This window comes from Sorangium sp. So ce362, assembly GCF_051519845.1.
Taxonomy (GTDB): Bacteria; Myxococcota_A; Polyangia; order Polyangiales; family Polyangiaceae; genus Sorangium.
The window spans coordinates 9103124-9121280 of sequence record NZ_CP150332.1; the positions used below are offsets into that span (position 1 = coordinate 9103124).

The window sequence follows — 18157 nt, forward strand, 5'->3', positions numbered from 1 at the left end:
TGCTCTTCGGAAATAGGATCCGGCGGTGCCGGGGGAGACGCTCCGGGCACAGGCGGCGGGACATCGAGCGGGAGCGGGGGGGTCACCACGGGTGGAGGCTCCGCGACCAGCGGTGCTTCCGCGACCAGCGGAGTCGCCGGTACGGGCGGCGGTGCTCCGACGGGTGGAGCCGGCGCGGGCGGCTCCACGACCAGCGGGACTGGCGGGACCAGCGGGACTGGCGGCGGCGACTTCACGTGTACCCTGCCCACTTTGCCTGAACCGAGTGGTCTGACCGAGGTGAACCGGAAACTCCCGGATCCGTTCACCTTCTTCGACGGAACGAAGGTCACGACCAAAGAGCAGTGGGAGTGCCGCCGCAAGGAAATCCTGGCGATGGCAGCCAAGTACCTCTACGGTCCAGTCCCCCCCGAACCGGATGAGGTGACCGGAACCGTATCCGGAGGTACCGTTTCAATCACTGCCAAGGCAGGTGGAAAAACAGAGAGCTTCTCGGCGAGCATCAGCGGATCCGGCGATGTGATCGCGCTCAAGCTGTCGGGCGGGATCTTTCCATCAGGCAGCAAGACGCTGTCGTTTGGAAGCGGCTTTGAAGGCAAGATCAGAAATCTCTTCGGCCTGTCCGAGATCAACACCAACATCGCCAACGGATGGATGATCGACCGGGTGATGGACGTGTTGGAGCAGAACCCGGGCGGCGGGCATGATCCCACAAAGATGATGGTGTCGGGATGCTCCGGGTGTGGAAAAGGTGCTTACCTGGCGGGTGTCTTCAGTCGTGTACCGGTGGTTGTCATCGTGGAATCGGGCGGTGGTGGTGTAGCCAACTTGCGTCAGGCAGAGTGGTTCAGGCACGGCGAGGGTGGTGCTACTTGGCAGTGCCGAGATGCCAAACCTCAGAGCATCGACAACCTCGAAGACAGCGGCATCTGCGGCCCCTGGGTGACCGGCGCGGCCCGCTGGCTCCGAAACGACCCCTCGAAGGTATACAACCTCCCCTTTGATACGCATTTGCTCCTGGCGACTATCGCTCCACGGCATCTGGTGCACTTCACGAATGCCAATGGCAAGGACGCATGGTGTCACCTGGGGGGAACCTGTGAGGCGCTCTCCGCATGGGCCGCAAAACCGGTATGGAAAGCGCTCGGTGTTCCAGAGCGCATGGCTTTTCAGATGTACAGCGCAAACCACTGCGGCGCATCGGGCTCTCAAACCGCCATTGCAGGCGAAATGTTCAAGCGAGCATTCGACGGCAATGCCAGCGCAAACACGGACGTGATGAACATCCTGGACGATGGCGTTCAACAGCCGGTCAGCGAATGGAAAAGCATGTGGATTGACTGGGATATGGAGACAGTGCTGCAGTAGTGATGCCCTTGGGGGGCATGAAGGCCGTTCTGGCCTTGCCCTCCATTCGGCGTAATTCCCGGGCGTCGGTCATTCGCCGTCCAGGCCCGGCTCGCTCGCCGGCGACGAGCAGACGACCAGACGCTGCGAGATCGCGACGAGAGAAGCCTTGCTCGAAAAATGTCGCCTCATCGGATGCTCCACAAGCGCTACTTGGCGCGAGGCGGTCCCAGAACCGAGCAGGACAGATTACATCGGCTGCATGCATGATGTAACTTTGCGGCTGGGCTGAAGTCTGCCCACGCCAGCGATGCGATTCCCAGCGATAGGCGTGATCGAACCGCCGTCCGCTGGGAACGGGCGTCCCAGGATGTCGCTCCGACCCAACCTCTCCCCCTGACCGCCCTCCTCCCTCTGTTCGTCGCGTGCGGCCCCAGCGATGGCGGCATCACGACGGATGAGGATGACCACCACCAGCTCCGGCGGCCCGACCAGCGGCTCTTCGTCGGCTGGCAACACGTCGTCCGCGTCCGGCACCACGACCCGTTCACCATGTTGGACGGCTCGAAGGTGACCACCCGAGCGCCGCGGGTGTGCCGGCATCGGGAAACCTCGGAGACGGTGCGCGTAAGCAAAAGAAGCCGGATCGCAGCGCGAGGAAGTGTGGCGCGGCAAACCGAAGTGGCGGGACCGCGAGCGTCGTGACGCCTCGTTCATGGGTCGAGGGTCTCGCGGCGGGAGGCGCTCAGGAAGCTGCAGGAGGTGCTGAACATCGACGCCGTCGAGGCCACGCGGCTGCTCTGGGAGACGTATCGGCCGTACGAGATCTGGTACGCGTTCGCGGCGGCAGGGGTCGTGTCGCTGGTGGGGACGCCGATCTTCACGCAGCGGTCGAAGAGGTGGAAAGCAGCCCGTTCGGTGGGCGGACATGACACCGACGCACATCCTTTTTCGAGGAGGGAGGCAAATTAAACCACAAGCAAAGCAACGAGCTCTCAACCTGAAGCAGGCTCCCCGGCGCAGGCTTGACAACGCCGGGCAATACCGTATCTCATCTCCTTGATAGCTTTGATCTTGCTTGGTGGCGCCATCGCACACGCTCCCTCCCGGATGCGCGTGAAATGATCCACCGAAAGGAGACCTCCTTGAGCTTACGCACTACCGTTCCCACGCTGTGTGTCGCCCTGACGGCCGTTCTCGCGGGCTGCGTCGTGGGCGCCGATACGGGCGCTGACGAGGGCGCCGCGACGGACAGCGATCACGTCGGTGACCAGCGGCAATCGTCGCTCGCGGCGCCTGGCTGCACGGTCCGTCTCACGCCGACGAGCCTCGTCGCCAGCGTCGCGCAAGCCGAGAACCCGGCGGCGAACGTCGCCGATGGCAGCCCGGCCACCCGGTGGTCGGGCCGCGGCAAGGGCGCCTACGTGACGGCAGACCTGGGCGCGACGCAGCGTATCTGCGGCATCTCTCTGGGCTGGTACAACGGCGGGGTCGATGGGCGCATCTACGATTACGCGCTCTCGACGTCCACGGACGGCCGAGAATTCTCGCCGCTCTTCGCGGGGAAGAGCCTGCCCAGCACCTCGCTCCAGCCTGTCGAGCTCCAGGCCGTCGACGCGCGGTACGTCCGCCTCACGGTCAACGGGAATACCGTGAACGACTACGCCAGCGTGACGGAGCTCCAGATCTCCGCCAGCGCGGCCCCCGCCGGCGCCTTCGTCCATCCGGGCATCCTGGTCAGCAAGGAGCAACTGGATTTCGTCAAGGCGAAGATCGGCAGCGGCCAGCAGCCCTGGAGCAAGGAGTACCAGCTCGCCAGGGGCTCGAGGCACGCAAAGCGGAACTACGTCGCCAGCCCGGTGCCGGTCGTGAAGTGCTCCACGCCTGGCTCGAAGCAAAAAGCCCTCGATCTGGGCTACGAGCAAGCGGGCTGCAGCGAGATCGTCAACGACGCGAACGCCGCCTATACGCAGGCGCTGCTCTGGCACTACAGCGGCGACGCACAGTATGCCGAGAACGCGAGGCGCATCCTCGACGCCTGGGCGCGCACGCTGACCGCCGTTCTGTTCGATCAGCCCCGCTTTTCGGACAACAACGGTCAGGTCTACGCCAACGGCCACTTCGCCGCTGGCTGGGCGGGCACCAACTTCCTGCGGGCCGCGGAGATCTTGCGTTACACGTACAGCGGCTGGACGGCCGAGGACACGGCGCTGCAAGAGAATCACTTCAAGACCGTCTACTGGGGCCTGGTGAAAGACGGCTGGACGGGCGCCGGGAACCGGACCTCCGTGATGAACGAGACGGCGCTCGGCATCGCGATCTTCACGAACGATCGCGAGAAGTACGAGTACGCCGTGAGCCAGGTGGAGCACTCGACCAAGGCCATGATCTACATGCCGAGCGACGGCCGCCAGCCGCTCTATCCGATCTACCAGGGCCAGCCGCGCTACACAAACGACGCGAAGGGCCAGCTCGCGGGGATCTGGACCAACCCGACGCGCTACATCGCCGGCCTGGAGCAGGAGACCTGCCGCGACCTCGGGCACATGCAGATGGGCATCAGCTCGCTGGCGAACATGGCAGAGACCCTTCGCATCCAGGGCGATGCTCGCAGCGCCTACAGCGACGACCCGGTTCATCACGAGAACCGCCTGCGGGAGGCGCTCGAGCTGAACGCCGATTACGTGCTGCAGTACCTCGACAATACGGGCAATCGGGTCGGCGTCGAGGTGACGCCCACGGGCTGGATGCCGGCGCGGAACTGGCCATGCAGCAGCTTCGCCAAGACCGCCGGCGGCGGCTCGGCGGTCATGGGCTGGGAGATCGGGTACAACGAATTCCGCAACCGGCGCGGGATCAGCATGCCGAAGACCCAGGAGCTCATCACGCGCGCCAGGGCGATGAGCAGCGCTTCCACCCGGGTCGGCAACCACATCGGCTGGGAGGCGCTGACGCACGCGGGCGCGCCCTAGCCGCCCCGCGCCGGGGCGCGCGGCTCACCCCTTCACGCAGACGACCTGCCGCAGGGTGTGGACGATCTCGACGAGATCCTTCTGCGCCCGCATCACGTCGTCGATCGGCTTGTAAGCCGCCGGCGTCTCGTCGATCACGTCCTCGTCCTTGCGGCACTCGACGCCTGCGGTCGCGGCCTCGTGGTCCGCCACGGAGAAGCGGCGGCGCGCCTCGCCCCGCGACATGACGCGGCCCGCGCCGTGGCTCGAGCTGCAGAAGCTCTCCGGGTTGCCGAGCCCGCGGACGATGAACGAGCGCGCGCCCATGCTGCCCGGGATGATCCCGAGATCGCCCGCCTGCGCGCGGACGGCGCCCTTGCGGGTCACGAGGACGTCCTTCCCGTAGTGGTGCTCGCGCGCCACGTAGTTGTGGTGGCAGTTCACCGCCTCCACGGTCGCGTCGAAGGGCGGCAGCTCGCCCGAGCCACGGAGCGCCTCGATCACCTGCGCCATCATCAGCTCGCGGTTCACCGCCGCGAAGTCCTGCGCCCACGACACGGCCTGCATGTAGTCGTGGAAGTGCCTCGTCCCGTCCGGCAGGTACGCGAGGTCGTCGTCGGGCAGGTTGATGAAGAAGCGCCTCATCTCCTGCCTGGCGAGCTCGATGAAGTAGCTCCCGACCCGGTTGCCGACGCCGCGCGACCCGCTGTGCAGCATGACCCAGACGCGGTCCTCCTCGTCGAGGCAGAGCTCGATGAAGTGGTTGCCGGTCCCGAGCGTGCCGAGGTGCTCGATGGCATAGCCGCGCCCGATGCGCGGGTGCTTCTCGACGATCTGCCGGTACCGCGGCTCGAGCTCGGCCCACGCCGCGACCTGGGCGGGGGGCGGCGAGCGCCACGCGCCGCGGTCGTTCTTCCCGCCGTTGTCGGTGCGGCCGTGCGGCACGGCGCCCTCGATGGCCGTCCGGAGCCCGCGCAGCGCGTCCGGCAGCCGCGACGCGGAGAGGCTCGTGCGCGCCGCCATCATCCCGCAGCCGATGTCGACGCCCACCGCCGCCGGGATGACCGCGCCGCTCGTCGCGACCACGCTCCCCACGGTCGCGCCGATGCCCTGGTGCGCGTCGGGCATCACGGCGATCCACTTGTGGATGAACGGCAGCGCGGCGAGGTTCTTGAGCTGCGCCTCCGCGGCGGGCTCGAACGGCACGCCGACCGTCCACGCCTTGATGGGCACGCCCGAGTCCGTGGGGATGACGTTGTAGCTTCGCTCCATGGCAAGATCTCCGGTGAGGGGTCGAGCCGTCCGGCCCGCGCCGCGACGCTCGTTCACGATGGGGTCCGTCGGTCTCTGTCGGTCTCCGTCGTTTCCGTCGTCGCTGCGTGTCGCACGGCGCGTGCCACTCGAAATCCAGGCGATCGCGGGCCGCTGGCGCTGCGGATTAGATGTGTGTATAAAACGGTTAGATAAAATTATATGACACGCAAGACCGCCGTGGTCCTCGGAATGCTCGGCCCGACGCTGGACTTCGTGGTAAGCGACGAGCCATGAATACAAGCGGTTCGATGACGTGCGCGATCGGTGTCGCTCTCTGGGCTCTCCTGATCGTACCCCTCGGCTGCCAGCCCGAGGCGGAGCGCCAGGAGCCCTCCGTCGTGCCGGCCAGCAACATGGATCCGGCCGGTCCGGAGGTGGCTGGCTGGGAAGCCGCCTCCGCCGATGGATCCGTGTGTCGGCATCCGGCGGTGGTGGCCGAGTGCGCGAATGGTTGGTGTCGCATTCCGCCGGGCTGCTTCATCATGGGCTCGCCGGAGAGCGAGCTCTGGCGTGGTGAACACACCGAGATTCCAAGGGCGGTCACGCTCGAGCGCGGGTTCGAGATCGGGCAGTTCGAGCTGACGCGCAAGCAGTGGTCGGCGCTCGTCAGCGTCATGCCAGAGAAGCCGGAGAAGGTGCGGGAAGGTCCGGTGACCTGCAAGGACGACGAGTGCCCGCTTCGCTATGCGACGTGGTTCGAAGCCCTGCTCTTCGCGAACCTGCTCTCCGCACGTCACGAGCCGCCGCTCGCGCCCTGCTTCGAGCTCTCCGAATGTCAAGGCGAGCTGGGCCGTGGCGTGAGTTGCGGTCGCGTGGATCTCACGGGCGACGCGACGAGCGTCTACGAGTGCGAGGGCTATCGCCTGCCAACGGAGGCAGAATGGGAGTACGCCGCGCGCGCGGGAACGAGGACGGCATACTACGGAGGTGACATCACCGGAACGAATCCGGATGCGCGCTACGACCCCGAGCCGAGCCTCGAGCCCATCGCATGGTATGACGTGAACGCGGGAGGGCGTACGCACCCCGTGGGGACGAAGCGGCCCAACCGCTGGCTCTTGTTCGACATGCTCGGCAACGTCGTCGAATGGACCAGCGATCGACCCGTCTTTCGCGAGGTCGAGTGTCCAGTGACGAACCCTGCCACGGAGATCGCCCTGAGGACCGACGCGCCGGATCTCCGCGTGGCCCGAGGCGGCAACGTTGCGGGCTCGCGGTATATGCTGCGAGTCGCCAGCCAGAATTACCCAGCGTCGGATTCGGTGGCCCGAGGCGTCGGCTTCCGTCTCGTCCGAACCATCAAGTGAGGCTCAGCCGCCGCGCGCCTCGCGGCGGAGGGCCTCGTCGGGCTGGGCGTCGGCGGCCGCGAGCAGCCCGGGATCGTCGTCGCCCTCCTCGCTCAAGCCCCGCGCCACCTCCAGCCGGTGTCTGGCCGGCGCGCGATCAGAAGACGATCGTGCCCAGCTCGATCCGGTCCGAGACGGTGGTGCCCTTCAGCTGGCCGACGAACAGGAGCCGGCCCGCGGCAGGCGAGGTCGGCGTGTTCCAGATGAACACGATGAGGATGTGGCCGTCCTGATCGCGGTCGCGATCGAAAATGGTGGAGGCGGCCTGCTCGGCGGACCCTCAGCCAGCCTGAGCGTCAACAGCGTCCCGACCGTGACCGAAGCGCGGCGCGAGGACGTGGTTCTCGAGGTGAACGTGCTGAAAGACGTCCCGCTCGATCGCCTGAAGCTCGCCGAACAGCGCGCGATAACTGCCGCAGGCCCAGTCGGGGAGCGCGAAATCGTCGCTCGCATCACGGAGGGTCTCGAGGAGCTTGGCCACCCCGAGGTGCTCGTCGCGCATCGCGGCGAGGGCCCGTGTTGTTTCCGGGTCGACGTCGGTGCCCGCCGAACGGAGCGCCGGAAACAGGTTCGCCTCCTCGTCGTCGAGGTGCGCGAGCAGGGTCTCCGAGAGCTCGCCCACGGCGCCGTCGAGGACGCGCAACTTCGGGTTGTGCTCCCCGTGAACCCGCGCGACCTTCGCCGCGAGCGGTCGCACGAAGGGCAGCGCCGTTCGCAGATACGCGTGGTGCTTGCCGACGATGTGGTCGATGAGAGCGGGCGTCGAGGCTTCGCGCATCGTGCCCGGCGTGTCGCCTCGCCGTTCCGCGATGGCGCGCTCGAGCTGCCCCAGCAGCGCGGTGAGCTCGACTCCGCGCTCCTTGGCGGCTTGCTCGAGGCTGAGCTCTCCGCGGCAGCAGAAGTCGATGCGATGCTGCTGGAAGACCTGGGCGCACTCGGAGTGATCAAGGACGATGTTGGCGACGGGTTGGGTTGGGCTCAGCACGGTGGACCTCCTGTCGTCCGTACAAGCAGGGCCCGTGCCGGCGCTCCATCGCCCGCGAATCCGCGTTGATTCGCTCTCGAAATCGCTGGCTGCCTTGCCTCTTGCCGTGGTGCGTTCCAGAATGGAACACATGGAACACACGTGCCCGCAGAGCTGCGAGGTTTGCGGCCTGATCCCGCTCGCGCCGCGCCTCTCCGGGGCGACCGACGTGGTCGCCCGCAGCGCCGCGATGCAGACCGTGTTTCGACGGGTGGCGCGCTTCGCGATGAGCGAGGCGCCGGTCGCTGTCCTTGGCGAGACGGGGACCGGCAAGGAGGTCGTCGCGCGGATGCTGCACGCGAACTCACCGCGCGCGTCCGGCCCCTTCGTTCCGGTCAACGTCGCGGCCTTGCCGGCCGAGCTCCTCGAGTCCGAGCTCTTCGGGCACGGCAAGGGAGCCTTCACCGGCGCCACGCAAATTCGGCGCGGGCTGTTCGAGGCGGCGAGCAAGGGAACGCTCTTCCTCGACGAGGTGGCCGAGCTGCCTCTGCCGCTGCAGGCCAAGCTGCTGCGCGCTCTGCAGGACGGCGAGATCCGGCGCGTCGGCGAGAACCAGGCCTTCGAGAGCGACGTCCGCATCGTCTGCGCAACGCACAGAGATCTCCTGCAGCGCGTGCGAGGGGGGACCTTCCGGGAAGATCTCTACTACCGCCTCAAGGTTCTCTCCGTGCAGGTTCCGCCCCTCCGTGAGCGGCGAGACGACATCCTCCCGCTCGCGCGCCGCATGCTGGGCGAGGAGCGCACCAGGGCGCATGGCTTCACCGACGCCGCGAAAGCCGTGCTCCTTCGCCACCCCTGGCCGGGCAACGTGCGCGAGCTGCAGAACGCCGTGAAGCACGGCGCGGCGCTCGCGACCGGCGAGTCGATCGACGCCGAGGACCTCCCGGAGGAGCTGCTCACGGCGCCGCCCCCACCTCGCGCGCCCGTCGCGCTCCGGTCGCTCGCGGAGGTCGAGCGAGAGCACATCCTCCGCGTCCTCGATGCTTGTGGCGGCGCTCAAGCGGAAGCCGCGCGCGTGCTGGGGGTCGGGCGCAACACGCTCTGGCGCAAGCTGCGCGAGTACAGCGCGAGCTGATGGCACGTCTCCTGCTCCAGCGTCCGGATGAAAGCATCCGGATGAAAGCATCCGGTGAAAGCGTCCCGTGAAAGCATCCCGTGAAAGGAGTCGCCCATGCTCTCGACCCAGTTTGCCCACCACCTGTCGCTCGAGGTGTCGTGTCCCGCGTGCCCGGAGACCTACGCGGTCCCGCTCGACGTCGTCGAGCAGAGCCAGAGCCTCCTCGACGAATGCGGGCCCTGCTCCGGAATGGTCAGCTACGAGTGTCCGACTCCGTACCTCGCGTCGCTCGCGCCCCGAGGAGCGATCGCACGCCTGCATGAGGCGGTTCGCGCGTTCGAGGAGGAGGTCCGGGGCAGGGGCGCGCTGGCTGTATGGGCCGGAGGCCAACCCGACGCGCCGGACAACGGTCATCACCTCGGCAGCATCGTGAAGGCGTTGCTGGCCTCGGCAGGTCTGGCAGGCACAGCGGCGAACGTGGCCGCGCCCTCGAGGTCGCCGTCCGAGATCGTGGCGATCGCCGTGGAGCTCACGCGCTGGGACGACGACGGCGGCGCGCTGCGGGGACCGGAGCCGTCATGAAGCGCGATCGGCGGCTCCGCGGTCTGTCCTCCGAGCATCACCACGCCCTCGTCCTCGCCCGCGCCATCGAGCGGCAACTCGACGCCTGGTCGACGTCGGACGGCGCACGCCTCCGCGAGCAGTTCGATCGGCAGCTCGAGCCTCACTTTCTCGCGGAGGAGCAGGTCCTCCTGCCCGCGCTGCGCGCCGCGGGCCGGCTCGACCTCTGCGAACGCGTTGAACGCGACCACGCCCGCCTGCGACGCGCGGCCACGTCGGCGTCGGCGGGCGACGCGAGCGCCGCTCGGGCGTTCGGAGCAGAGCTCGCCGAGCACGTGCGCTTCGAAGAGCGGGACTTGTTTCCCGTGTGCGAGTCGCTCCTCGCCGACGAGATCCTCGACGAGGTCGCGCGCCGAGGGCCCAAGGAGGATTCATCCTGCTCGTGACCCTCGGCTCTCGTCCACGGCAAGACGGGCTCATCGGCCTGCTGCTCGAATGCCACCAGCGCGTTCGCTTCTTCACGGCGCTCGCCGAGCGTATCGGTCGGGAACCGGCGATTTCAGACGCAGATCGGCGCGAAGCGTGCCGGCGGAGGTGACGTATCATCCGCCCGACGGCGTGCTCGAGCACCTGACCGACCCGCGCGCGTCGGAGGATGACCGAGTGCCTCAGCGCGACCTCGGGCAGCACGTCCTCGATCAGGTTTGCCGCCGTGGCGCACATGCGTCGGCCAAGGCACGACGGGCAGAAACCACGTCCTTTACAGCGGAAGGCGACCAGCTGGCTCTCGTCGCAGCTCTCACACCGCAGCCGTGCGAACCCGCGGCAGCGCAGCCCGCGCAGCAGGCGCCTGCCGCGGCGCCCCGGCCTTGGCCGATTCGAAGCTCTGCGCTTTTCAGGCGGTTTCAGCCCGTTCGTCGCGCTGGACGCTCAGGCCGCCAGCACTTCCCGGACCCGGGCCTCGAACTCCGTCCAGTGGGACCGCACTGACGCGACGAGGTGTTCGCGGTAGGGTGCGAGATCCTTCCAGTATTCGCCTGTCGCGGTCTCGTAGCGGTATGCGGGCCACCAAGCGCTGGAGGCGAGCTTGTGCTTCTTGAGGAGGCCGGCCTCTCCGAAGGCCGCACAAAGCTTCCTCGACAGCTCCTTGCCGCCGTCGATGTCGAAATCCACCCATATGCCTGTGTACGCGCAAGCAGGAGAGGTCGTGAAGTTCAAATGTCGCGACTTGTTCCACTCCAGGCCGATCCCGACCCTGGGGACGCGCTCGCCCTCGCGCGACGCGAACCATCCTGGCAAGACCAGCAGGATCTTCGGCCAGTCTTCGTCTTCCTCCAGAAATTTGTAAACGTCAACGTCTGGAGAGAGCTCGGAGGCAAGATCGGCGATCCCATCTGCGCACGAGCATAGAAACCCGTGCGTGAGGTCGGCGGCGGACTCGCGGAGGGCGGCCCACTCCTCGATGAGCGCCTGATGCCGGAGGTAGAAGACGGCACGCGGATCGTCGATGCGGTTCATTGAAACTCCCTCTCCAGGGTGACGAGATAGTTGGAGGCGGCCTCGCGCCCATGCGCCGTCGCGTCCTTGCCCGGCGCCGAGGCGAGCGCGTCGCGGAGCATCGCCGCGATATCGGCGTAGCTCATCGGCTTGAACGCCTCCCGCGCGTCGCCCGTGGCTGTCACGGGCGCTCGTCCGGATGGCGACAGGAAGATGAACAGCGCACCTGGCTCTCGACCGAAACTCTCGTAAAGGCGATCGCATTGCTTGGGCTGCTCACGGGCATCGACCTTGTTCTCGATCACGAGGCAGAGTCCAGGCCCAGCGACGACGACATCGGCGCGGGCATTGCCCCGGCTCACCTCGCGCGCGGACCGGGCGCGGCTCAGCTCGGCCGGCGGATCGGCTGTGCAGCGGCGGAGCAACGCCTCGAGGAAGCCAGAGCCGAAGCCATGTCGACCCTGGGGATCGAGCAGCCATGCCAGCAGCGTAGAGTGATACAGCTCCTGCCGGCTCTGCCCGAGGATGCTCAGGAGGTCGTCCGGTCCGCCTATCCAGTGGCCACCCCTCAGGAGCGCCTCTTGCTCGGTGTGGATCTCGGCGAGCTTTGCATCCCACACGGCAACCTGCGCCACGCGGTTCTCCTGCTCCCTTGCCACGGCGGCGCGCCATTCCCCGGCGAGGCCGGCGAGCCGGGGCTCGTCTGCTTCAGACGCCGACACGAAGATTGTCATCTACCTCGATCCTCCTTTCTGTGCTCTCCACGGGCCGCTGGACCGCCCGATGTTATAGGTGGCCATGGCTTGTAGCGACCGACCGGCCTGCGATGCGGACAGGTTACGCGCGCGCCGGATCAACAGTCAACGCCGAGCGCTTCGCGTAACGCCGCACGGACGCTGGAGCCAGGGCGAGGGGGTCAGCACATGGCGGCTGCCTGCCTACCCCGACGGCTGTCGCTTCGCCCGCGGGCTGCGCGGCGGCCTCCCGCGCGTCACCCCGGGCAGCGTGGCGCGGCGCAGCAGGACGCCGGGCTCGACGGCGACCGCGTCGGCGAGCCGGACCAGGACCCCGACCCCGACGTTCGTCGTGCCCCTCTCGACGCGCTGCAGAAAGCCCGCGCTGATCTCCGCTGCCCTGCCCTTGCAGGCTGGGCACTCGAGGACATCGAGCGCAAGCCGCTCGGACGCAGCTCCTCGAGCATCGACTGTCGAGCTCGGTCTGGCGTTATTGACGGGGAGGATGGAGGCCGCGGCCATCGCCCCTCGACGGGACCACGCGCGCTGGAAGCCGGGACGACAGGCAAGCTCCTGGCGGTGGCCTCCGGTGCGCGTCGTGGGGAGCGGGTGCCGCGATCAGTAGTTGCAGGCGCCGAGGTCGGTCCACGCGGCCGGGCACCAGGCGGCCGGGCTGCTGGGCGAGCAGACCGGGTCCGACCACCAGATCTGCTGGTTCGCCAACCAGATGCGGCCGCCGTTGGTGACCAGGGTCGAAGGCGTGTACACCTGCCCCGACGCCCACGCGGGCAAGCTGTTGCAGGTCTTGCAGGCCTCCCAGGTCGACGGCGACGCGCTGAGATTCTTGTTCTGGTAGACGTAAGGAGGCTCGTCGTGGAACGACCAGGTGCTCGCGCCCGACATGTTCTGCCAGACGCCCGCGGTCGTCTTCAGCTGCTGGCGAACCATCTTGATGGGCGCCGAGCAGGAGATCTGCGGCTCGGTGTACTGCGTGCCGACGTCGCGGAAATGCTCGACGTCGTGCGTGTACATCTCGACGGTGGTGCGCTCGTCCTGGGCGAGGAACTGCCAGCCGTCGCCGTCCTTCATGTCGACATAGAGACAGAGCTGGGTGCCGGTCACGCTCGCGACGCGCTCGGGCGTGCACCACTCGTACTTGAAGACGACCTGCTGCCCGGGCTCCAGGTCGCCGAGCGAGCCGCCGCAGGTGCCCCCCGAGCCCCACTGGTTATTGCAGCTCGAGTGGTTCCCCGTGACCCCGTTGTCATCGCCGAAGTAGTAGACGAACCACCCGTCCGGGCTGTGGTAGATGCCGGACTCGAGGTTGTAGTACCACTGGCCCACCACGGTCCAGGCCGTGGACTCGTTCAGGAGCGCGGGGACCTCCCACTCGATGAGCCAACCGCGGGTGTCCCCGATGGTGCCCGTGTAGCTGCTCGACAGATCGTAAGTCCCGAGCAGGAGCGCCTCCCCGAGGGGCTCCTCCTCCACGGCGACGCCGGAGGTGCAGGCGGCGGCGCCGACGGCTCCGAGGAGCAACAGCGCCGCGCCGACGCGCGGCCAGGCAGCGCGTGACGGACGACGAGGGTGGGTATGCATGGACTGGGTGCTCTTCTCGATCATGAGGTTCTCCAGGAAGCGAGGTTTTCCCCCCGCGGCGTGAATAGCGCAGGCTGAGCCCGACCGCTATTCAGACGTGTTGAGCGATACGACGTCATCCTGGGATGAGGTGCTTGGCGCGCAGGTGGCCGTCCGCGAGGCTCGCGGCTTCGTCGCGGGGTGACTCGTTGCGCGGCGATACGGCTCGATTCGAGGCGGATCATTCGCCATGACGTCAAGCCCTCGGCCGAGTACACGCATCGCAGATGCGCGGGAGGACGTGGAGGCCCTGCCGGGCGCTCGTTTCGATGCCCCCGCGTGGTCTCGACCAGGCGCGAAGGCTCCGCTTGAGCCGATGGCCTGGTCGAGACCAACTCATTTGTATGAAATGATCCATTTCTTTTGATCGGGACCTGTTCCCGGGCCGAAAAGATCCTCCGTGATGGGTCGTGACCTCTCCGCGGCCTCGTCACGAGCGCCGGCGTTGGTCGTCGCCTCTGGAACACCCTCTTTTGGGCCGGCCGGGCGTGTGTGCCCTACATCTCCGCGCGGGCGTTCGCCGAAGGGCTGGCGCGGCCTACCGAGAGCCGCAGCCGGCCGGCGTAGCCGCAGCCGGCCGGCGTTGTGGCGGCGCCCCGCGGCGGCGCCCGGCTTGACCGGCTCGGCGCCGGTTTCGTAGCATCCGCCGCGCATGAGCGCCGCGCGATCGCAGGCAGCGTCGACGCTCCTCCTCGACGAGCACTTCGAGGCAGGCGACGACCGGTTCGTCGACGAGGTGCTCGTGTCGGAGGCGGGCCGCAAGCTGAAGGCGCTCGCCCCGCGCTGGTACGCGGACCGGCGCCCGTTCGCGCGGCGCGCGCTGCTCCGCTACATCGACGACGGCTGCGACCGGCCGCACCACCGCGCGATCGTCAAGGTCCTTTACAAACTCGCCGAGCAGGCAGGAGACGACGAGGTCGTCGGCCATTTCATGGTCGCCTTCGACCGCCTCGTTCGCCGCAAGCTGGTCAAGGTGCCCCGCTACGACTGGCAGACCAGGACGTCCCGCGACGAGCCCTGCCTCGTGAACGACACCCTCGCGCCCGGCCGCCTCCCCCCGGGCGACGTCGCGTCGCCGCGCTTCTCGGTGCGGACGCGCCACTACCTGCGGCGCCGGGCGTTCCGCTACTTCAGGCGGCTCGGCCGGCGCGACGCCGCCCGCTACGGCAACGCGATCCGCGCTGCGCTCGCGCTCTACCGCGACGAGCACCTCGACAGGCCCGAGCGCCTGCTCGACGCCTGGGGGCTGCTCCACGCGCTCTACTGGGGCTCGCCCGCCCTCGATCGCCTCCCGCGCGGCGTTCGCCTCGCCGAGGGCGCCGCCCTCGCCGATCTCGAGCCCGCGCCGCTCTACCCCGAGGCGTGGCAGGGCGCCTTCGAAGAGGTGCTCGGCCTGGTCACGGCCGCGAGGAGCCGCACGGTCCGGGCGTTCGCCGTCGGGCTCCTCGGCCACGCCTACGCCGCCGAGCTGCGCGGCCTGCCCCTCGCTCGTGTGCGCGCGCTCCTCGAGAGCCCGCACGACGAGGTCCAGACGCTCGCCGCCGGCCTGCTCCGGCACATCCCGGGCCTCGGGAGCCTGCCGATCGCGGACTGGCTCTCGCTGCTCCGGACCGAGAACGCCGCGGCGCTCGCCTTCCTCTGCGAGGCGGTGGTCGAGCACGTCTCGCCGGCGCGGCTCTCGCTCGCCGAGTGCGTGGACCTCGCCCGCGCGCGCGCCGCGCCGGTCGCGGAGCTCGGCCTGCGCTGGGCGAGGACGAAGCCCGTCGAGACCGCCGCCGATCTCGACACGATCGCGCGCCTCGCGACCGCAGGCGCCCCCCGCGTCCGGGAGGAAGCGGTCGCGTGGCTCCTCGAGGTGCTCGGGCGCTCGCCCCACGGCCGGGCCGAGCACGTGCGCGATCTCCTGGACTCCCGCCACGAGGACGTCCGCGCCCGCGCGCTCGAGCTCCTCGAGGCCGCCCCCCGCTTCCGCGACGACACAGGCCTGTGGGCCGCGCTGGCCGAGACGCCCCACGCCGACGCCCGCGCCTTCCTGATCCGGCACCTCACCGCGCGCAAGGCGGCCCTCGCGCCCGAGGCGCTGCGGCACGTGTGGGCGGCCGCGCTGCTCGCCGTCCACGGCGGCGCGCGCGACAAGCGCGCGGTCGTCAGGCAGATCGCGGACCGCGTGGTCGCCCGGCCTGGCGAGGCCGACGCGCTCTTGCCGCTGCTCGGCGTCGCGCTCCGCAGCGTGCGCCCGCCCGAGCGGCGCGCCGCCCTCGGCGCCCTCGCCCGCGCCGCGTTCCGCGCCCCCGCGCTCCGTGACGCCATCGCGCGCAGGCTCCCCGAGCTCCGGCTGTTCGCGGGGGAGGACGCGGCGTGAGCTTCGATCTCCGCTACCTCGGCAAGAGCGGCGTCAAGGAGCTCGGCGGCGGCGCCGCCCTCAGCTTCGCGCCCAACCTCGCGCGCCCCAGGGTCTTCTTCGACGGCGAGCTCGCGCGGCCGGTGCGCTTCCGCGAGGCGATCAGCGCGCTGCACGACGTCGTCGTGGGCGACCTGCGGCGCAGGCCGAGGGATCGCTCCGCCCACGAGGCGTGGAAGCAGCAGGAGGCCGAGCGCGAGGCCCGGCTCCGCCAGGAGATCCATGGCGAGGCCATGAAGGCCGAGCTCGCGCGCCTCGCGAAGGTGCCGCTGCCGCCGAACCTCGAGGCCGACTTCCGGGCGATGCACAAGGTCTACTGGGGCGCGCGCGTCCGCTGGGCGACGGAGCTCGCGCGGAGCGACCCGGAGCTCTTCCGCCACCTCGTCCCCTGCGATCCGGTCGTGACCGTCGCGCCCGATGTCGTCTTCTTCGAGTGTTTCTCCAAGGACGAGTCGAGCTACGGCTGCCTCTCGGTCGATCGCGACGCCTTCCGGGGCGCGCAGGACGCCGGCCTCGGCACGACGAACGTCGACTACTCGCTCGCGCTCCACGAGCACTTCCAGACGCTCCGCAGCTACCGGCCGACGCGGCTCCTCGTCGATCCGACCGGCTTCGAGGTCGCGGTCGACGGCCGCGGCGACTACCGCGAGGAGAAGATCGACCTCCCGCCCTCGTGGTTGCGCGGCTTCGGCCAGCTCCAGGCGGCGATGTGCCTCCCGAGCCGCAAGGTCGACGTCCCCGTGGAGGCGGCCTACTCGCTCCTCGCGCACCTCGATCGGCACCGCGAGCGCGCGGGCCCGCGCAGCCTGCGCTTCCTGCTCACGCCGGGCAAGGCGCCGATCCTCGTGCTCGACCCCTGGGGCGTCTCCATCCCGTGCCGCGGCGTCACCTGCGACGACGTTCCCGTGGCCGCGGGGCCCCGGCAGGGCGCGGGTGGGTCCGGCCCGTACCGCTCCGCTGCGCCGAGGGGCGCGGGGGCGACCGAGGAGATCAAGGTGTGGGGGAGGCGCCGTCTCTCCGCGCTCGCGCGGCTCCTGCCGCTCGCCGACCGCATCGAGGTGCGGCTGCTCGGCTCCGGGCTGCCGAGCCTGTGGATCGTCACCATGGGCGAGATGCGCTTCACCCTCGCGCTCTCGGGCTGGACGGCGAACGACTGGACCTCGGGCTCCCACCTCGACGTCATGGCGGACGCCTTCACCCCGGACGCGCAGCTGGCGGACCGGGTCGTGCGCCACCTGGAGAGGGTCCGGCGCGCGTCTCCCGGCGAGCTCGCCGTGTCGCTGGGCGCGCCGGACGACGCGCTTCGCGGCGCGCTGCACCTCGCCGCGAAGCAGGGGCAGGTGGTTTACGACCACGCCGCGGAGTGTTATCGCTGCCGCCCGGTGATGCCGGTCGCCCTCTCCGACGCGCTCCTCGGCCCCGAGCCCCCGGAGCTCGCGGAGGGCCGCCGCATCGCCCGGGGCGGCGTGGAGATCGCGCGGGACGAGGCCCTCTCCGGCGGCCGCCGCGTCGTCGTGGCGAGGGCCGAGGCGACGAGCTGCGAGCTGCTCCTCGACACCGACGGTGCGATCAAGAAGGCGAAGTGCAGCTGCTCGTACTTCTACAAGAACCGGCTGCGCGCCGGCCCGTGCCGGCACCTGCTCGCGATCAAGCTCCACCTGTCCGGCCGCGGTGACGCGGGGCCCTCGCCGGAGCCGCCGCGGCCGGCGGAGGCCGCGCCGGGCGGCCCGCGGGCGACGGGCGGCCCGCGGGCGACGACGGCCGCCCCGCGCGGCGAGGCGGTGCCGTTCCCCGCGGAGCTCCTCGGTGAGATCGAGCGCGCCGCGGCCGCCCGGCGGGCGGGCCTCGCGGAGGTCGTCGAGGCGTCGTGGGACCTCGCGTTCGAGCGCATCCAGGGCTGCCGCTCCTGGGCCGAGGCCCTCGCGCTCGGCGGGCCGGAGGCGGAGCGGGCGCTCCGCGCGCGCGAGCTCCACGCGCCGGTCGTGAGGACGCTGGCGGTCCACGCGGCCGTGCTGGCCGAGATCCGGCGCGTCGCCGATCAGTTCAAGGCGAGCCCCGCCGCGGTGGTGGGCCTCGCGTGGCTCGTCGCCAGGCGATCGACGAAGTGAGGTTCACACAAGACCCGAGTGTCCAGTCCTGCAAGGAGGTCCGTCCGATCGAGCCCAACATGCTGCGGCGCTCCGCCGTGGTGGAGGTTGTTCTTCCATGCATCCCCACCCCCGATGTTCTTTGGGCGCCTTTAGCACCTGTGCGGTTCCACCCAGAGGGACCTGACGGTCCTGGAACC

General features: G+C 69.4%; 15 protein-coding genes and 1 pseudogene. 9 read left to right on the forward strand and 7 right to left on the reverse strand.

The features are described from left to right. Positions 1–279 precede the first annotated feature (279 nt). The 3 genes from WMF17_RS35000 to WMF17_RS35010 all read left to right on the forward strand — a co-directional run bounded on the left by WMF17_RS35000 (position 280) and on the right by WMF17_RS35010 (position 4319). Entirely contained in the window at positions 280–1368 is a 1089-nt protein-coding gene (locus tag WMF17_RS35000; protein WP_437645346.1) for a glucuronyl esterase domain-containing protein, read from the forward strand. A 741-nt stretch (positions 1369–2109) separates the two neighbouring features. After that, entirely contained in the window at positions 2110–2319 is a 210-nt protein-coding gene (locus WMF17_RS35005) for a hypothetical protein (RefSeq protein ID WP_437645348.1), read from the forward strand. A gap of 173 nt (positions 2320–2492) precedes the next feature. Further along, on the forward strand, positions 2493–4319 hold the full coding sequence (locus WMF17_RS35010; protein ID WP_437645349.1) for a discoidin domain-containing protein: 1827 nt from the start codon (positions 2493–2495) through the stop codon (positions 4317–4319). 24 nt (positions 4320–4343) lie between these two features. Here the strand turns inward: WMF17_RS35010 and WMF17_RS35015 are convergent, their stop codons facing one another. Then, positions 4344–5570: an RtcB family protein gene (locus WMF17_RS35015; protein ID WP_437597678.1), complete on the reverse strand. Its 1227-nt coding sequence runs from the start codon at positions 5568–5570 to the stop codon at positions 4344–4346. A 272-nt stretch (positions 5571–5842) separates the two neighbouring features. Between WMF17_RS35015 and WMF17_RS35020 the strand changes: the two genes are divergently transcribed. Beyond that, complete coding sequence (locus tag WMF17_RS35020; RefSeq protein ID WP_437645351.1) at positions 5843–6919, forward strand: formylglycine-generating enzyme family protein; 1077 nt, start codon at positions 5843–5845, stop codon at positions 6917–6919. A gap of 319 nt (positions 6920–7238) precedes the next feature. Here the strand turns inward: WMF17_RS35020 and ric are convergent, their stop codons facing one another. Beyond that, positions 7239–7943: an iron-sulfur cluster repair di-iron protein gene (gene ric, locus WMF17_RS35025; RefSeq protein WP_437645353.1), complete on the reverse strand. Its 705-nt coding sequence runs from the start codon at positions 7941–7943 to the stop codon at positions 7239–7241. Positions 7944–8073: 130 nt separating this feature from the next. On the opposite strand from ric, the gene WMF17_RS35030 reads away from it, so the two are divergent. The 3 genes from WMF17_RS35030 (at position 8074) to WMF17_RS35040 (ending at position 10046) form a co-directional block, all read left to right on the forward strand. Continuing rightward, positions 8074–9057 carry a sigma-54 interaction domain-containing protein gene (locus WMF17_RS35030; RefSeq protein WP_437597682.1) on the forward strand — a complete coding sequence of 328 codons (984 nt, stop codon included), beginning with the start codon at positions 8074–8076 and terminating at the stop codon, positions 9055–9057. Between the two features lie 96 nt (positions 9058–9153). Further along, positions 9154–9621 (forward strand): hypothetical protein, encoded by a 468-nt coding sequence (locus tag WMF17_RS35035; protein ID WP_437597684.1) that lies wholly within the window; start codon positions 9154–9156, stop codon positions 9619–9621. Next, entirely contained in the window at positions 9618–10046 is a 429-nt protein-coding gene (locus WMF17_RS35040) for a hemerythrin domain-containing protein (protein WP_437645355.1), read from the forward strand. The genes WMF17_RS35035 and WMF17_RS35040 overlap by 4 nt, the downstream gene beginning before the upstream one ends. A gap of 223 nt (positions 10047–10269) precedes the next feature. Here WMF17_RS35040 and WMF17_RS35045 read toward each other — a convergent pair. From WMF17_RS35045 to WMF17_RS35065, 5 genes and pseudogenes are all read right to left on the reverse strand, one after another. Next, positions 10270–10509, reverse strand: a pseudogene (locus WMF17_RS35045) (transposase zinc-binding domain-containing protein); the annotation flags it as partial. 21 nt (positions 10510–10530) lie between these two features. Next, a complete protein-coding gene (locus WMF17_RS35050) occupies positions 10531–11118 on the reverse strand; it encodes a hypothetical protein (RefSeq protein ID WP_437597687.1) in 588 nt (195 codons plus the stop codon). Next, positions 11115–11831 carry a PD-(D/E)XK nuclease family protein gene (locus tag WMF17_RS35055; protein ID WP_437597688.1) on the reverse strand — a complete coding sequence of 239 codons (717 nt, stop codon included), beginning with the start codon at positions 11829–11831 and terminating at the stop codon, positions 11115–11117. The genes WMF17_RS35050 and WMF17_RS35055 overlap by 4 nt, the downstream gene beginning before the upstream one ends. Before the next feature lie 204 nt (positions 11832–12035). After that, positions 12036–12353 carry a helix-turn-helix domain-containing protein gene (locus tag WMF17_RS35060; RefSeq protein ID WP_437645357.1) on the reverse strand — a complete coding sequence of 106 codons (318 nt, stop codon included), beginning with the start codon at positions 12351–12353 and terminating at the stop codon, positions 12036–12038. 96 nt (positions 12354–12449) lie between these two features. Next, positions 12450–13454, reverse strand: coding sequence for a hypothetical protein (locus WMF17_RS35065; RefSeq protein WP_437597691.1), 1005 nt, complete (start codon positions 13452–13454; stop codon positions 12450–12452). 667 nt (positions 13455–14121) lie between these two features. Here WMF17_RS35065 and WMF17_RS35070 point away from each other — a divergent pair. Next, on the forward strand, positions 14122–15831 hold the full coding sequence (locus tag WMF17_RS35070; protein WP_437645359.1) for a hypothetical protein: 1710 nt from the start codon (positions 14122–14124) through the stop codon (positions 15829–15831). Then, a complete protein-coding gene (locus tag WMF17_RS35075) occupies positions 15828–17978 on the forward strand; it encodes an SWIM zinc finger family protein (protein ID WP_437645361.1) in 2151 nt (716 codons plus the stop codon). Before WMF17_RS35070 ends, WMF17_RS35075 begins: the two co-directional genes overlap by 4 nt. Positions 17979–18157 lie beyond the last annotated feature (179 nt).